Below are 16,405 nucleotides of genomic sequence, written 5' to 3' on the forward strand. Positions count from 1 at the left end.
GTTATTGAGTAGCACTGAACCATGAACACGCACCGATTGATGAACTGGAAAAAGTTTTTCAGTTTAATCACAGCGGTGTTCTGCACTTTTTTTTCCCGCGCCGCGGAGACGCCACCCACCAATTCCGCCGCCGGGGCGATTGAGATGGACTCGGTGATCGTGGACAACGAGAACCGCCTGCCCTCGATCCGCAATCACTCCGTCAGCCTCGGCTCGTCTCCGCAAAATGTGATGTTCTATTTTCGCGTGAACACCAATTACGGTTTCGTCCCCCTGCGCATTCATTACCAGTTGCAGGGCTATGACGGCGATTGGCGTAAGGACCCGGGTGAAATGAATCTCACCGTGCGATTTTTCAATGACGCGGGAGACCAGGTGAATGAAAAAAAATTTACCGTCAGCGGCCAAAGCGCTGGCTGGAATGGTTCGCTGAAAACTTCGCCGCTGACGCATCGCCGTGAATCGGTCGTGGTGCCCGCACAGGCTTCGCGGCTTATGATCGTCGTCTCCTCGGCCGGGCCGCCGGCGACTGCGGGCATTTACGTCGTCGGCAATCTCGTGGTCACGCGTTCGATGAGCAACGCGCCCGCGGAAATGCTGATGCAGTTCCCGACCGAGCATCAATTGTACGACGGAGAAACCAATTTAGTTCCCCAGGGCTGGGTCCGCGATGGAACCGCGCGGAGCATGGCGAAGATCGTCCGGCTGGAACAGGAATCTGACAGTGAAGCGTTGGCGATCATTGATGACAGTCTTATCAGCCACGCGGAATGGCATAACACGCTGGCCGTCGCACCCAAGGTCGTGCCCGGTGAACATCTCATCATTGAATGGAACGAGATGTTCAGCATCGGCGTCGGCGACCCGCGCGTGGGCATCTATAAAAATCTGCCGCGTGGAAATTTTCATTTTCATGTGGAGGCGCTGGATGTCATGGGCATGCCGACGGGAATCGGAACGTCCATTGACGTGGTCGTTCCGCCGCCCTTCTGGCGGACGTTTTGGTTTTGGAACATCGTGCTCGTGACGTTCGTGGCGATGATCATGATTATTGGCCGTTATATTATTGTGCGCCGGATGCGCCAGGGATTGTTGCTGCTGGAATTGCGGTTGGAAAAACAACGCTTGCTCGAACAGGAACGCCTGCGCATCGCCCATGATATTCATGACGACCTCGGCGCGCGCGTGACGCAAATTTCCCTGGTGAGCGCGATGGCGCGGAGCCTGCCGATTGATCCTGACCAGGCGCAAGTGGATTTCGATAAGATTTCCGAAATGTCCCGCGACCTCGTCACCGCGCTTTACGAAACCGTCTGGTCGGTGAATCCCGAAAATGACAATCTCAACGAACTGGGAAATTATCTTTTCCAGATGGTGAATAAATTTTGCGAACGGGCGCAATGCCGCTGCCGGTTCTACGTGGATCTGTTGCCGCGCGAAATGCCGGTCCCCAGCCAGATCCGCCATAACATTTGCATGGCCGTTAAAGAGGCGGTGAATAACGCCATCAAGCATGCCGACGCATCCGAAATCACCGTCCGTATCACTTACGCAAAATTCATGCTGACGATCCTTATCCAGGACGACGGCTGCGGTTTTGACACGGAGGACGTTGTCACCGGCAATGGATTGCCCAACTTGAAACAACGCCTCAAGGACATCAACGGCGTCTGTACGATCGAGAGCCAGCCCGGCCATGGAACAAAAATACAAATCCGACTTGAAGTTGGCCCCGTCCGGCTGAACATTGAGTAAATAATCATGATCACCGCAAAACCTGCAGCCAAAACCTCACCACCCAAATTTGCCATGAAACAATCAATCGTCATCGTGGAAGATGACCGGGGATTGCGGGAGCAACTGGTCAAACTTATCGGCACCACCCGCGACATGCAGTGCGTGGGCGCCTTTGGCTCCGCCGAGGACGCGCTGCCGCAAATCGGCAAGAAGGCGCCGGACATCATTCTCATGGACATCAAGCTGCCCGCGATGTCCGGCATCGAATGTCTTTCCATCATCAAAAAATTTGCGCCGAATATTCAGATCATCATGGTAACGGTGTACGAGGACAGCGAACGTATTTTTCAGGCGTTGAAAGCGGGAGCGAATGGTTACCTGATCAAGTCCAGCCCGCCGGAGCAGTTGCTCGACGCCATCCGCGGCGCATTCACGGGTGGTGCGCCGATGTCGGGACCGATCGCGCTGAAGGTCATGCAACATTTTCACAAGATGGGACCGTCACCGAAGGAAGCGGAAAATCTGTCGCCGCGCGAACGGCAAGTGCTCGACCTGCTGGCGATGGGTTTCACTTACAAGGAGATCGGCGCGAAATCAAATATCGGCGCTGAGACCGTGCGCAGTTACGTAAAAAAGATTTGCCAGAAATTGCATGTGCGCAGCCGGATTGAAGCGGTAGCGAAACATTGGTCGGAACCTTGCTAAGCGTGAATGGAATTTTGACGCCAGCAAAAAAATTCTTCTATACGATTTTGCGCGGAATGGTGGTTTTTGGCATCGTAACATTTATCTCCTTCCACTTGCGTTCCGATGATCTTTTCACACCCGATATGCCGGACGCGATGGATCGTTCTGGTTTTCCTTTTCTGATTTATCAACAGGGAGGGCCGGTCGTTTTGGACTATTACAGTCCGCTTGCTCTTTGGGCGGATTTTGCTTTTGCGCTGGCTGCGACGGAATTGGCCAGTTTGAGTTATCCTCGCGTGAGAAGAATGTATTTCCAGCGCTCTCCGTTGGATTAGACAGCGCTGCGTTGAGGTTCAGAGCATTTTTGCCGCTCTAAACCGTATCCCCGCTTTAGGTATATTTACATCCAAAGGCACTCGCCTACAGTTGGACGCAATGTCATATACCGTCTTTACTCAATCGCTATCCTGCTTACTCGGTAAGTATAAAGGGAAGAGCGGCTCTTTCGTAACTCGAATCACTTTCCTCCCGTTGGTGACCTCGGCGCTCATAGCTTTTAACGCCGCCGCTGCTGACAATAACTTGCCGCAAGAGCCGTGGCTGCGTCCCTACGAAGGCCCGACCCGTACCGATGTGGATGCCACCACCCTCGACGGAAAAGTTCTTTGCGGTTATCAAGGCTGGTTCAACACGCCTTGCGACGGCACGCATTCGGGCTTCGGCCATTGGGGCCGCGGACTCGAAGGACCGAATGGCAAATTCGTCGTGGATATGTGGCCGGATACGACCGAGTACGACCCGAATGACCTTTGCGAAATCCCGAATCTCTCGATGCCCAACGGCTCCCCTGCCCGGCTCTACAGCGCTTATCTCAAGGGCCCGGTTTTGCTGCATTGCAAATGGATGCGCCAATACGGCATTGACGGGGTTTTCCTGAGCCGCTTCGTTGGCGAAAGCACGAGCCCCGAACGCGCGCGCCATATCAATACCGTCCTCGCTAATGTCCGCGAAGGCGTGCATCGCGAAGGCCGGGTGTGGGCGATGATGCTCGATCTCTCGATGGGCGGTCGTGACCGCGTCAACATCGTGGAGCGCGATTGGAAATTTCTTTGCGACGATGTGAAAATTCGCGAAGACTCACGCTACCTGCACAATCAAGGCAAGCCCGTCGTGCTGCTCTGGGGACTTGGACTTAAAGATCGCCCGTGGACGCCGGAGCAGGGCGAGGAGTTGATTCATTTTTTCAAGGACGATCCAAAGTATGGCGGAGTGTATTTGATCGGCGGTGTGGACCCGTTCTGGCGGACGCTCAGTGGCGGTTCGCGCACGAACGCGGAATGGGCCAAGGTGTATCGCATGTTCGATTCCATCAGTCCGTGGGACGCGGGACGTTATCGCGACAATAACAGCATGGATCGCGTGCGGCGCGATTCGTGGGAAGGCGATTTGGCAGAGCTGAAGGATTTGAAAATGGGTTATATGCCGACCGCATTTCCGGGATTCTCGTGGGATAACTTGCGCCAGTCGCGGCCCGGAACCAGCGGCATCTCGCGGCGCAAAGGAGATTTTTATTGGCGTCAATTTGCGATCTTTAAGGAGTTGAATGTGCGCACGGTTTTCGTCGGCATGTTCGACGAGGTAAACGAAGGCACGGCAATTTATAAAGTCGCCAATCAAACGCCCGTCGGCCAGCACTTCGTTACCAATGATGGTTTACCCAGTGATTGGTATCTTCGCCTGACGGGAGAAGCCACGCGTATGATCCGTAACGATGCCCCGTTGTCGGAACACGTTCCCGACAAAGTTTTGTCGCCGGTCCAATAACTCGCCTTAAGGGATCGCACGCGTCTCGTGCAGTGGCTGGCATCTCGCCAGCCACATCTCTTAGTCCCTTTTTCCTGCACAAATCGGACTGATGGGTTAATTCTTGTCAGCCACGCAGGGGCGCTCTCATGCGAGCGTCAATAAAGGAGTTTTCCTTTTCCAAGGGTTTGTTACCATTATCGCAACAAAAAGATATGGGCGAAAAATCTACGATGGGGAAAAAGCCGGCCGCTTTCAAATGGCTTTTGGGGCTGGGAATTGTAGTGTTGATTTATACGGTCACGGGATTTTTTATCGTGCCCGCGATCATCAAGTCGCAGATGTTAAAACGGCTGCCCGCCTTGACCAAACGCCAGGTCAGCGTAGCCGAGGTCAAATGCAATCCCTACGTATTGTCTCTGACGATCCGTGGACTAGCGCTGACGGAAACCAACGGCGACGTGTTCAGTTCCTTCGACGAATTCTACGGCAACTTCCAATTATTAGCGTCGCTCGCAAAACGCAGTTGGGTCTTTGACGAAGTCACACTCACGCGGCCTTTTGCGCAAGTCACTTATCAGGCCGACGGCAATTTTAATTTTGCCAATCTTCTCACCGATCTGCCCGCGAAGCCCAAGACAGCTTCTTCCGCGCCCCCGTCCCTGCCATCAATCCAGATTGATGTGCTAAGCATCACCAATGGCTCGGTCGCGATCACCGACTTGAAACGTGAAACGCCTTTTCACACGAAGTTCCTGCCGATTGATTTTTTCGTGACGAACCTCACGACTATCCGCGATAAGAACAGTCCCTACTCTTTCGTGGCGCGGGCCGGCACTGGCGAGACGTTTGCCTGGTCTGGAACCATCACCATCAATCCGCTTCGGTCGTCGGGAATTTTTCGCCTCGGCGCGCTCGCGTTGCCGCAGTTTGGAACTTACGCCCGCGACTATGCGAAATTTCAGATCGCCAATGGACTGCTCGATATCGCCGCGGATTATAATTACGATTCCAGCACCAACATGCTCGACTTGAATGTTTCGAAGGCGGCAGTGTTTCTGACCCATCTCGAACTTAAGGCGCCCGACACCGGCGAAACCGTCGTTAATATTCCTGAACTCTCCGTGACCGACGCCGATGCCAGCGTGCTTCATCGCAGCGCACACGTCGGCAAAGTCAAATCCTCCGACGGCTCATTGCTCGTCCGGCAAAATCAGGATGGAACCATCAATCTTTTATCGCTGCTGAATCTTCCCACCAACGCGCCCGCGACTGAGCCCAAAGCGGCATCAACCGGCACGCCGCCGCTCACCGCGAAAATTGACGAAATTATTTTCACCAATTATTCAATCAAAGCCGAAGACAAAAAACTCGAGAAGCCCGCCAGCTTTGACATTGATCAACTCACGTTTGATTTGAAAGGTGTGTCGAATGCCAGTAATGCGCCGGTAACTGCTTCGGCTTCGCTGCTGTTCCAAAAGACCGGGATGATCAACGTGGATGGTACGGCCACACTTTTGCCGCCGTCGGCGGATTTGCAGGTCGCGATCACGAATTTGGATTTGCGCGCGATCCAACCTTACGTTGAGCAACAAATCAAATTGGCGATCACGAGCGGCACTGTGGATGTCAACGGTCACGCCAAATATGCCTCTCCTGAACCGGGCGCGCCTATGGTCACCTTCACTGGTGATGTCACGGTCGCAAAATTCGATACTGCCGACGACGTCTTGTTTAAGGACTTCGCCAAATGGGATTCACTCAACGTGACTGGCATTCATTTTCAAATGCAGCCGATTAAAGTCGAAGTGGACCGCGTCAAATTCAGTGGGCTCAATACCAGCGTCATCGTCGGCCCGGATCGTCGTCTCAATCTCGAAACCGTTTTGCGCAACCAAATCAGCACCGCAAAAGCTAATGCGGCTCCAAAAGAAAAGCTGGACCTCAAACTCGGCGCGTTGGAATTGGAAAATGCCTCGCTTCATTTTGCCGACGATTCCATCGAGCCGCATTGCAGTTTTGACGTACAACAATTTGATGGAACTATCACCGGCCTTTCTTCGCAGGAAAACACGACTGCAACGGTGGATTTTAAAGGCAAGATAGATTCCCATTCGCCGTTCGGCGTTTCGGGCAAGATCAATCCGCTCGTGAATGATATTTATGCGGACATTTCGGTGGCGATCACCAACACCGAACTGACGGCTTTCACACCCTACACGGAAAAATTCGCCGGCCGGCCGCTGTCGAAAGGCAAGTTGTCTTTCGCCGTGCATTACTTGATTGATAAAAAAGCGTTGAAGTCGGAAAACGGTTTTTATGTGGATCAGTTGACCCTCGGCGCGAAAAACAATAGTCCCAACGCGACGACCTTGCCGGTGAAACTCGCAGTGGCTTTGCTTAAAGATCGTCATGGGCGCATCCAACTGGACGTGCCCGTTTCCGGCCGGCTCGATGATCCGAAATTCAAGCTCGGCCCTATCATTTGGCAAGTGGTCGAGAATCTTATCGCCAAGGCCGCGACGTCACCGTTTTCGCTTTTGGGCGCCGTCTTCGGCGGCGGTGAAGAAATGAGTTACGTGAATTTTGCGCCCGGCCAGGCTGCGATTCCCGATACCGAAACCAACAAGCTCAATACGCTCAGCAAGGCATTGTATGAGCGGCCCGAATTGACGGTCGAGATCAATGGTTCCGCCGATCCCGATCAGGATCGCGCGCCGCTCGCGCAAATGAAATTGCAGCAGCAGATCAAATCGCTTTGGGTGAAGGAATTGACTGATGCCGGCAAACCCGCCGTGTCGGTGGATGAAGTGAAACTCGATCCCAAGGATTACGAACGTCTTTTGCTCGTGGATTATAAGACGACCATTGGCAATTACAAACCGAGCGAAGTGGGGACGAACACGGCTGTGGTATCCACCAATTCGCCTCTCGCCAAATCGAAAGCGCCGTCCGAACTTTATGTCAGCCCTGAAGTGCGCGCATTGCTCGCGGGTCAAAGTTCCGATACGCAACGCGGGGCGGCGTTGTTACTTCGTCCCGGCAAGCCCGAGAAAATTTCCACTCCCAAGCCGATGCTGGCATCGAACATATCGAAGGCTTCGGCATCAAATCCAACTTCCACTACCACCACTGAATCTACTGCGGCGGCGACTGACGCGGAACCCCAGCTTGCCGACATGGAGGCGCAGCTTCTCCAAAAGATCACGGTCACGGATGATGATTTGCGCGACTTGATGAAGCAACGCGCCGCCGCCGTGCAGACGTACATGCTGAAAAGCGGCAAGGTCACTGGCGACCGCCTCTTCATCACCGCGCCGAAACCCGTCACCCTCTCGCTCAAAGGCGAAGACCGCGTGATTCTCAGCCTTGATTGACGTGATCTATCAATCATAAACTCTGTCTTCGCACACTCAGCGGCAACCAATCACATGTTCAAACTCACCAATAAAATCGCCCTCGTCACCGGTGCCGGTTCGGGCATCGGCGCTTCCATCGCGGAAACTTTTGCTAGCGCCGGTGCGCACGTCATCGTCACCGATTTCAATGAGGCCAGCGGCGAGGCGATCGCAAAAAAAATTCAGTCCTACGGCAAAGCGGAATTTCTCCGGCTGGATGTCAGCCAGGAAACCGATTGCCAGCGCGTCACCGAAAAAGTTTTGGCCGCGCACGGACAGCTGGATATTTTGGTCAACAACGCGGGCATCGGTTGTGTCGGCACGCTGCTGCAAACCAAAGTCGAGGACATGGACCGCCTCTACTCCGTGAACGTCCGCGGCGTGTTCAATGTCAGCAAGGCTTTTTTGCCCTCGATGATCGAACGCAAGCAAGGCGCGATCGTGAATCTCGCTTCCATCGGTGGCGTCGTTGGCATTCGTGATCGGCTCGCTTATTGCACGACGAAATTCGCCGTCGTCGGCCTGACCAAAAGCATGGCGCTCGATCATTCCCATCAAGGCGTCCGCGTGAATTGCATCTGCCCGGGTCGCGTCGAAACACCGTTCGTCAAGGCGCGCCTCGCCGAATATCCCGACCCGGAAAAAGCCTACCGCGAAATGTCCGCCACCCAACTCACCGGGCGCATGCTCCAGCCGGAAGAAGTCGCCGCCGCCGCCTTGTATCTCGCCAGCGACGAAGCCTCCAGCGTCGCCGGCACGACCATGATGGTGGACGGCGCCTGGAGTGCAGGCAAATAGCCGCGAATTCGCGCGCATTCCCCCGCAACCGCGCAAAAAATTACGTACACGTAACATTTATGCGCCATTATTTTACTATACAAGCCCCTGAATTTATGCTTGGTATTAACAGCTAATAACCTGCAAAGAAGAAAGGCTGATTATGTCCAAATCCGGCAAAGGTTCTCAGGGGCCGTCCATTGAAGAAATCGCGGCTTACGCTTACAACATTTACGAGCAGGAAGGCCGCCCCGAAGGCAAGCACACCGAACATTGGCTTCAGGCCGAAGCCCACCTCAAGGCGGATCACCAGGCTCGCGCCGACGAACCTGCCCCCAAGGCCACCGCCAAATCCGACCCTGCCCCCGCCGCCGCGCCCAAGGGCAAATCGCGCAATGCCGCTGGTTGGCAAGCTGGTTCTTCCGCCCCCGCGCAATCCGCGCCTCGCGCCAATTCGCGCTGATCCTCAAACCCGTTTTCGCGCCGATTTCATCCGCCTTGCCGCTGTGGCAAACCGCGTGGGTGAAATCGGCGCTATTTTTTTCCACCATCGCGCAGCCACCGCCAACCAGTCCCAAGGACTTTGAACTCGCAATGAGTTCGCGCTCGCGTCATGCTTTTTTTGACGATGACTCAAGTGCTTTCTCGTTCGCAAAATGACGAGCGTTATTCGACCGGTGAACTCACGCGGCGGCTGTTCGCGCTCGCCTGGCAATTTCGTAGGGATTGCCTGCTCTCGCTTTTTCTCAGCGTGCTCGTGCTCCTCCTCGGCCTCGCCGGCTTGCAGTTGCTCGGCACGATCATTGACGTCATCCGCCACGGGCTCGATCCCCAACTCGGCGCGCCCGCTTATCCCTTCGGCTGGAGACCGCCCCCGGCCTGGTTGCCCCTGCAAGTCGTCAGCGCGCTTTCCGCCACCATCGTTGTGCTCGCGCTGCTCCGCGCCGGCATCACCTATCGTTACAACATGGTCACCGCGCGCCTCACCCAGGCGAAGATCGTCCCCGACATGCGCGACCGTCTTTACGCGAAATTGCAGCGCCTCAGCTTCCGTTTTTTTGAAGTCAACGGTTCCAGCTCCATCTTCAACCGCCTGACTGGCGACGTCCAAAACACCCGTCTCTTCGTGGACGGCGTCGTTTTGCAAGGCATCAATATGGTGCTCACGCTCGCCGCTTATTTTATTTTCATGTGGCACATCCATCCCTCGCTCACGGTCGCGTGCCTTTCCGTGACGCTCCCGCTCCTGCTCGTCACGCATTATTATTCGAAACGCCTCCGCCCCGGCTACCTTCGCAATCGCGAACTCACCGACGACCTCGTGCTGCTCTTCACCGAAAGCATTCTCGGCATTCAAACCGTCAAGGGCTTCGCCGCCGAACCCGGGCGCGTCGCGCGCTTTGAAACCGGCAATGACAATGTCTCCGCGCAACAACGCAAAATTTTCTGGGACTTGTCCATCTACACACCGCTCACTCAATTCCTTTCGCAACTCAGTCTCGTCATCCTGTTCGCGTACGGCGGCTGGCTTTATGTCGCGGGCGAAATTCCCCTCGGCAGCGGCCTCGTCGTGTTCGCCGGTTTGCTCCAGCAATTCACCGGGCAAATCGTCAACCTCTCGACCATCGCGAATTCCGTCCAGCAAAGTCTCACCGCCGCGCGCCGCGTTTTCGAAGTGCTCGATACCCCGCTCGATGTCCAAAACCAGCCCAACGCCATCGTGCCCGCGCGGCTCACGGGCCGCATCGTTTTCGAGAATGTCACGTTTGGCTATTTGAGCGGCACGCCCGTGTTGCAGGACATTTCGTTCGAGGCAAAACCCGGCCAGGTCATCGGCATTTTCGGCATGACCGGCGCGGGCAAAACCTCTTTGCTCAGTCTCATCCCGCGATTTTACGATCCCCAAAAAGGCAGCATCCGCGCCGACGATATCGAACTCCGCCAACTCGACTTGGACGCCTATCGCCGCCAGATCGGCATCGTTTATCAGGAAAGTTTTCTGTTCTCGAACACCGTCGCCGCGAACATCGCCTTCGGCAGTCCGCACGCCTCGCAAGCGCAGATCGAGCAAGCCGCGCGCGCCGCTTCCGCGCACGATTTCATCACTTCATTGTCGCAGGGATACAACACCGTTCTCGGCGAATCCGGCGTGGACCTCTCCGGCGGCCAGCGCCAGCGCTTGGCTCTCGCGCGCGCGTTGTTGTTGCAACCACCCATTCTGATTCTCGATGATCCCACCGCCTCCGTTGACCCCAAGACCGAACACGAAATTGTCTCCGCCTTGCGCCACGCGATGGTTGGCCGCACCACCTTCGTTGTCGCCAATCGTCTAAGCTTATTGCGCCGCGCCGACGTCATTCTCGTGCTCGACGAGGGCCGTCTGGTTCAAAGCGGCACGCATTCGGAAATCGTCCGCTTGCCCGGACCATATCGCGAAGCCGCCATGCTTCAACTCGTGGATCTCGCGCTCGAGGAGGAAGCCGAAGCATGAGCACCCTCCCCTCACCCTCACCCGCGCCCGCGCCGAAAACTCCCGGCCGCAATCGCCGCGCCGCCCAACCCGATCCGCGCGAAGCCATCACCTTTTTCCTGCCGATGGACGACCGCGAAGCCGACCAGGCTCCGCTCAGTTGGAAATTGATTCGCCGCATCTTTACTTACACGAACCCGTACGCGACCAAACGCAACTGGCTTTTCGTCCTCATCACGATTCGCGGCGCGCTGATTCCGACCATCGCCTGGATGATCGGCGCGACGATCAACGGCCCCATCGCGCACCAGGATCAGCACGGCATTCTCGTCTATGCCATCGCCTTTCTTCTGATCGTAATGGCGACCGTGGGCATGTTCCATTTTCGCCAGCGTTACGCGCTCGAACTCGGCGAAGCCGTCGTCCACGACATGCGCGCCGATTTGTTTCGCAAGTTGATGGCCATGCCCATGTCGTTTTTCAACCGCACGAAATTCGGCAGCATCATCAGCCGCATGACGTCGGATATTGATAACGTGCGCGTCGGTGTGCAGGACGTGGCCTTCGTCTGCACTGTGCAAACGCTCCAAATGACCGTCTGCGCCGGTATGATGGCGTGGGTCAACTGGAAGCTTTTTTCTGTGATGCTGCTGCTCGCGCCGTTGATTTGGATCGTCAATGCCCGCTACCGGCGCGAAGCCACTCATCACCTGCGCAAAGTGCAGGAAAGCTGGAGCCGCCTCACCTCCACCCTCGCCGAATCCGTCAACGGCATCCGCGTCACCCAGGCCTTCGTGCGCCACGAAATCAACGCGGGCTTTTTCCGCAAACTGCTCGGCGTGCATGCGGAAAACAACATCGGTGCCGCGCGCGCCTCGGCGGTTTTCGTTCCTTTGCTGCAATTAAAGAGCCAGGTCTTTCTCGGCGTTATGGCTTTCCTCGGCGGCTATGGCGCATTGCGCTGGCACGGCTGGTTGCACATGGATGTCGCGGATCTGGTGATGTTCTTCTTTCTCGCGAATCTTTTCTTCGACCCCATCCAGGTCATCGGCAATCAATGCAATCAGGCCCTCACCGCCATGGCCGGGGCCGAGCGTTTCTTTCGCATGATGGATATGCAACCGGAATGGAAGGACGCCGCCTCCGCCAAGCCGATTCCTCACATCAATGGCCGTGTGGAATTTGATCGCGTTCATTTTGAATACGAAGCCGGGCGGCGCGTGCTCGACGATATTTCCTTCGCGGTCGAGCCCGGCCAAACCGTCGCTCTCGTCGGCCACACCGGCAGCGGCAAAACCACCATCGCCGGCCTGTTACAAAAATTCTATCTGCCCACCAGCGGACGCGTTTTGGTGGACGGACACGACCTGCTCGCTGTCACCAGCGCTTCGCTCCACGAGCAAATGGGCAGCGTGCAGCAAAATAATTTCCTCTTCGCCGGTACGGTGATCGAAAATGTCCGCCTCGCCCGGCCCCACGCCACCGTTGAAGAAGTTCGCAATGCCTTTCGCGCGCTTGATTGCCTCGACCTCATCGAATCGCTCGCGAACGGATTGGACACCAACATCGGCGACAAAAGTTCTTCGCTGTCACTGGGCCAGCGGCAGTTGGTCTGTTTCGCCCGCGCGCTGCTCGCCAACCCGCGCATCCTCGTGCTCGATGAAGCCACCAGCGCGATTGATACCGTCACTGAAACGCGTCTGCAAAAGGCGCTGGAAATTCTTCTCCGTGGCCGCACTTCCTTCGTCGTCGCCCATCGCTTGAGCACAATTCGCAAAGCCGACCTCGTGCTCGTTCTCGACAAAGGCCGCATCGTCGAGCGCGGCAACCACGAAAGCCTCCTCGCCGCCGGCGGCGTGTACGCGCGGTTGCACGCGGAATTTATCGGCGGCGCGATGCACGAAAAAAGCTGACGTCCTCAAGCCGCCGTCAGCGGTCCGAACTTGCGCAATGAAATGACGGGTTGTTCCGCCGCGCGCGATTGCGCCAGGTCCACATTGAACTCCGCCACCCAATCGTTCAATTCTTCCGGGTCCACCAACATCTGCTGCACGCGCCAGGATTTCTTGTCCTCGGCGACGGTCACGTAAGTGTGGCGCAGGTTCCGCGCATTGGGATTCAGGCAAAGGTCTTGATGCTCGATGTAATACGCATCCAGCGCCGCCCGCAGTGGGTCGGCATTCCACGGCCCGCCGTCGGGATGCTCCGAACCGTCAAGGCTCGCCAGCGCCTGCTCAAAATCGCCGATGATCAGCCCGCGCAAAAAAGTAAATATGCGCACGCGAATCGCCGCCGTGAACGCCTTCGTGTCGCGCGTGATGTCCTTGTCCGCTTCTTCGGCTCCGGGTGGCCGCACTTCCTTCGCCTCGCCGCGCGGCTGGTAATTCGGGTCGCGCATCTTTTCCCACTCGTCCATCAGGCTCGAGTCCACCTGCCGCAGCATCGTGCCGAGATACAATTCCATTTCCCGCACCGCGTCATTCTTGGCCGCGTCGGGCACGGTTTGTTCCAGGACTTTATGAACGCTGGAAAGATGCCGCAGCAACAGGCCCTCCGCGCGTTGCAACTCATAATCCTTGATGTAATCGCCGAACGACCGGAACTGCTCGAACATTTCCCGCGCGATGGATTTCGGCCGGATATTTTCCTGCCCCACCCACGGATGCCGGTCGGCAAACGCGTTGAACGTCGCATAAACAAATTCGCGATTCGGCTTCGGATGCTCAAGCTTCTCCAATTCCTCCATGCGCTGATCGTATTCCATCCCCTGCTGTTTCATCTCCGCCATCTTCTGGTCTTTGACCCGGTCGAGTTGCTTGCGCAAAATCATCCCCGGATCTTCCAGAATGGATTCCACCAGCGTGATCAGTTCCAGCGCATAATCCGGCGATTGCGGGTCGAGCAGCGGAATCGTTTCCAAAAGATAAAGCGACAGCGTCTGATCCATCGAAAAATCTTCCTGCAAATCCACGTTCACCCGCAGGTGCGCGCCGCTTGCCGTCCTCGGCATGAACTCCACGATCTTCCGGTCAACCAATGAACGAAATAATTGCCACGCCCGTTTGACATGCGCCTTCTTCGCCTTCGGCGTCTCATGCGAATGCGCGATCAATTCCTGCATCGCGCCGCAGCCGTCGCCGTCGCGGCTGAGCACATTCAATAACATCCCGTGCGAAACCTGGAATCGCGACACCAGCCGTTCCGGCAACGCGCTGATCAGCCGCGTGAAAGTATTTTTATCCCACGCGACAAAATTTTTCTCCGGTGGCTGGCGGCGCACAAATTTCTTGCCCGCCTTCGAGGACTTTTCTTCCAGCCGCAAATTTTCCACGACATGTTCCGGCGCCTGCGCCACCACCCAGCCGCGGTCGTCGAACCCCTTCCGTCCCGCGCGCCCGCCGATCTGATGAAAATCCCGCGCGCTAAGAATGCCGGTTTTTTGCCCGTCGAACTTGCAGAGTTTCGTGAACAATACCGTGCGGATCGGCACATTGATTCCCACTCCCAGCGTGTCCGTCCCGCAAATGATCTTGAGCAAACCCTTTTGCGCGAGTTGCTCGACGAGCACGCGATACTTCGGCAACAAACCCGCGTGATGCAAGCCGATGCCGTGTCGCAGCCACTTCTTGATGTCCGGTCCGTACGGGCTCGTGAATTTAAAACCTTCGATCGCGCGCGCGATGGCTTCCTTTTCCTCGCGCGTGCAGACATTGATGCTCGTGAAATCCTGCGCGCTTTGCGACGCCTCAAGCTGCGTGAAATGCACCACGTAAATCGGACTCTTGCCCTCGGCAGCCAAACTTTCGAGCGTTTGCGCCAGCGACAATTCCGAATAAGCATATTCCAGCGGCACGGGCCGATGCGTGGAATGGATGGTGACAGTCTCGCGCCCATTGAGCCGCGTGAGTTCCTCCTCAAAAAAAGTGGTATCGCCCAGCGTCGCCGACATCAAAAGAAATCTCGATTGCGACAGCGTCAGCAACGGCACTTGCCACGCGACGCCGCGTTCACGGTCCGCGTAATAATGAAACTCATCCATGATGACATCTGCCACATCCGCGCGGTTGCCCTCGCGCAAAGCGATGTTCGCCAGAATTTCCGCAGTGCAGCAAAGGATCGGCGCGTCCCGATTGACCGACGCATCCCCCGTGCTCAGCCCGATATTGTCCGGCCCGAAATCGCGGCAAAGGCTCAACCACTTTTCATTTACCAGCGCCTTGATCGGGCAGGTGTAGATCGAGCGCTTGCCTTGCGCGAGCGACTTGAAATGGAGCGCGGCGGCGACCAGCGATTTGCCCGACCCGGTCGGCGTGTTGAGGATGACATTTTTTTCCTCGAACAATTCCAGGATCGCGGCCTCTTGCGCGGGATAAAGCTGAAGCTTGCGCGACTCGACATAATCCAAAAACCGTCCCAGCAGGACATCATTCGCCGCGCCGCCGTCGCGCGGTATCAAGTCATAAAGCGTGGTTGCCACAACGCCGATTCTACCACCCGCGCCCTCCAATAAGAAGCGCCGTTATTGCGCGCGCTTCATTCGTTCGAGCCCCACCAGCACCTCGCACAACGCCGCCAATCGCGGCGTCGCCACACCCGCCTCCCGCGCCTGCCGCAACGGTTCGAGAAACAAACTCTCCAATTCCAGCGGCAACCCGTTTTCAAAATCCAGCAACGTCGAGGCCTTGTAAGCGCCCATCGCCCGCGTCCGCGCAATTTGCTTTTCCGCCGTCGCGACCGGCACATCCAATTTTTTCGCGTTCGCCACCGCGATCACTTCCAGCATCAATTCGCGCACTAATTGTTCCCAACGCGCCTCCCCCAGAAGTTTTTCGGTTGGAACACACGCCTCAAGCTTGCTCGGCAAAATTCCCGCCGCCACCGCCTCATACCCCGCCGCGCCCGCCACCCCGAGCCCATTGAACGGAATATTCCACACCAATTTCTCCCAATGCGCCGTCTCCAAACTCTCCGCAACTTTGCAAGGCACGCCCGAATGACGAATCCTCCCGGCAATGTCATGTGTGCGCAACTCCGGCCCGCGCCCAAATTCCCCCATCACAACCGCCCCATGCACAATGTGCTGAATGACACCCGGCTCAATGCGATTCAAACACACAAAACACAACCCACCCAAAATCTTTTCCCCGCCAAAAAGTTTCGCCAGCCGCTCCTCATTCCCCAAACCATTTTGCAGCGTGAGAATCGCCGTCGAATCTCCCACCAACGGCTTCAGCAAATGTCCCAACTGATCATTCGCCGTGGTCTTCAGCCCGATCAAAACCAAATCGCAAATCCCAATCTCTTTCGCCCCGCGCGCGCACTTCGGTTGAAAACTAAAATCCCCCTCCGCGCTGCGAATCAGCACGCCATTGCGGCTCACCGCCTCATAATCCGAGCGCAACAGGAAATGCATTTCCTCGCCCGAATGCCCGAGCTTCGCGCCGTAATAACTGCCCACCGCGCCGCAGCCCACCACCGCAATTTTCATAAGTCTCCGCTCATTGCTCGTCGTTGAAATAAAAAAGGCACTCCG

11 protein-coding genes are annotated in these 16,405 nt (G+C 56.4%); 9 read left to right on the forward strand and 2 right to left on the reverse strand.

Annotation, left to right across the window (positions count from 1 at the left end):
* Positions 1-21: 21 nt before the first annotated feature.
* The 9 genes from VH413_20235 to VH413_20275 all read left to right on the forward strand — a co-directional run bounded on the left by VH413_20235 (position 22) and on the right by VH413_20275 (position 12,785).
* Positions 22-1,755, forward strand: a complete 1,734-nt coding sequence (locus tag VH413_20235) for a sensor histidine kinase (GenBank protein ID HEX3801031.1) — start codon at positions 22-24, stop codon at positions 1,753-1,755.
* Positions 1,756-1,809: 54 nt separating this feature from the next.
* Positions 1,810-2,442 carry a response regulator transcription factor gene (locus tag VH413_20240; protein HEX3801032.1) on the forward strand — a complete coding sequence of 211 codons (633 nt, stop codon included), beginning with the start codon at positions 1,810-1,812 and terminating at the stop codon, positions 2,440-2,442.
* A gap of 14 nt (positions 2,443-2,456) precedes the next feature.
* Positions 2,457-2,759, forward strand: a complete 303-nt coding sequence (locus tag VH413_20245; protein HEX3801033.1) for a hypothetical protein — start codon at positions 2,457-2,459, stop codon at positions 2,757-2,759.
* A gap of 199 nt (positions 2,760-2,958) precedes the next feature.
* The gene (locus VH413_20250) at positions 2,959-4,248 is read left to right on the forward strand and encodes a glycoside hydrolase family 71/99-like protein (protein ID HEX3801034.1); all 1,290 of its coding nucleotides are present in this window, start codon (positions 2,959-2,961) and stop codon (positions 4,246-4,248) included.
* A 194-nt stretch (positions 4,249-4,442) separates the two neighbouring features.
* Entirely contained in the window at positions 4,443-7,604 is a 3,162-nt protein-coding gene (locus VH413_20255) for a DUF748 domain-containing protein (GenBank protein HEX3801035.1), read from the forward strand.
* Between the two features lie 54 nt (positions 7,605-7,658).
* The gene (locus VH413_20260; GenBank protein HEX3801036.1) at positions 7,659-8,423 is read left to right on the forward strand and encodes a glucose 1-dehydrogenase; all 765 of its coding nucleotides are present in this window, start codon (positions 7,659-7,661) and stop codon (positions 8,421-8,423) included.
* A gap of 142 nt (positions 8,424-8,565) precedes the next feature.
* A complete protein-coding gene (locus VH413_20265; GenBank protein ID HEX3801037.1) occupies positions 8,566-8,865 on the forward strand; it encodes a DUF2934 domain-containing protein in 300 nt (99 codons plus the stop codon).
* Between the two features lie 165 nt (positions 8,866-9,030).
* The gene (locus VH413_20270; GenBank protein ID HEX3801038.1) at positions 9,031-10,893 is read left to right on the forward strand and encodes an ABC transporter ATP-binding protein; all 1,863 of its coding nucleotides are present in this window, start codon (positions 9,031-9,033) and stop codon (positions 10,891-10,893) included.
* The gene (locus VH413_20275; GenBank protein ID HEX3801039.1) at positions 10,890-12,785 is read left to right on the forward strand and encodes an ABC transporter ATP-binding protein; all 1,896 of its coding nucleotides are present in this window, start codon (positions 10,890-10,892) and stop codon (positions 12,783-12,785) included. The genes VH413_20270 and VH413_20275 overlap by 4 nt, the downstream gene beginning before the upstream one ends.
* A 5-nt stretch (positions 12,786-12,790) precedes the next feature.
* Here the strand turns inward: VH413_20275 and VH413_20280 are convergent, their stop codons facing one another.
* Positions 12,791-15,349, reverse strand: coding sequence for a DUF3516 domain-containing protein (locus tag VH413_20280; GenBank protein ID HEX3801040.1), 2,559 nt, complete (start codon positions 15,347-15,349; stop codon positions 12,791-12,793).
* A gap of 42 nt (positions 15,350-15,391) precedes the next feature.
* Complete coding sequence (locus tag VH413_20285) at positions 15,392-16,360, reverse strand: 2-dehydropantoate 2-reductase (protein HEX3801041.1); 969 nt, start codon at positions 16,358-16,360, stop codon at positions 15,392-15,394.
* Positions 16,361-16,405: the final 45 nt, after the last annotated feature.

This window comes from Verrucomicrobiia bacterium (assembly GCA_036268055.1).
Classification (GTDB): domain Bacteria; phylum Verrucomicrobiota; class Verrucomicrobiia; order Limisphaerales; family Pedosphaeraceae; genus DATAUW01.

Coding starts and splice junctions, on each gene's coding strand:
- VH413_20235 (HEX3801031.1), top strand. CDS start 22: ATGAACACGCACCGATTGATGAACTGGAAAAAGTTTTTCAGTTTAATC.
- VH413_20240 (HEX3801032.1), top strand. CDS start 1,810: ATGAAACAATCAATCGTCATCGTGGAAGATGACCGGGGATTGCGGGAG.
- VH413_20255 (HEX3801035.1), top strand. CDS start 4,443: ATGGGCGAAAAATCTACGATGGGGAAAAAGCCGGCCGCTTTCAAATGG.
- VH413_20260 (HEX3801036.1), top strand. CDS start 7,659: ATGTTCAAACTCACCAATAAAATCGCCCTCGTCACCGGTGCCGGTTCG.
- VH413_20265 (HEX3801037.1), top strand. CDS start 8,566: ATGTCCAAATCCGGCAAAGGTTCTCAGGGGCCGTCCATTGAAGAAATC.
- VH413_20270 (HEX3801038.1), top strand. CDS start 9,031: ATGACTCAAGTGCTTTCTCGTTCGCAAAATGACGAGCGTTATTCGACC.
- VH413_20275 (HEX3801039.1), top strand. CDS start 10,890: ATGAGCACCCTCCCCTCACCCTCACCCGCGCCCGCGCCGAAAACTCCC.
- VH413_20285 (HEX3801041.1), bottom strand. CDS start 16,360: ATGAAAATTGCGGTGGTGGGCTGCGGCGCGGTGGGCAGTTATTACGGC.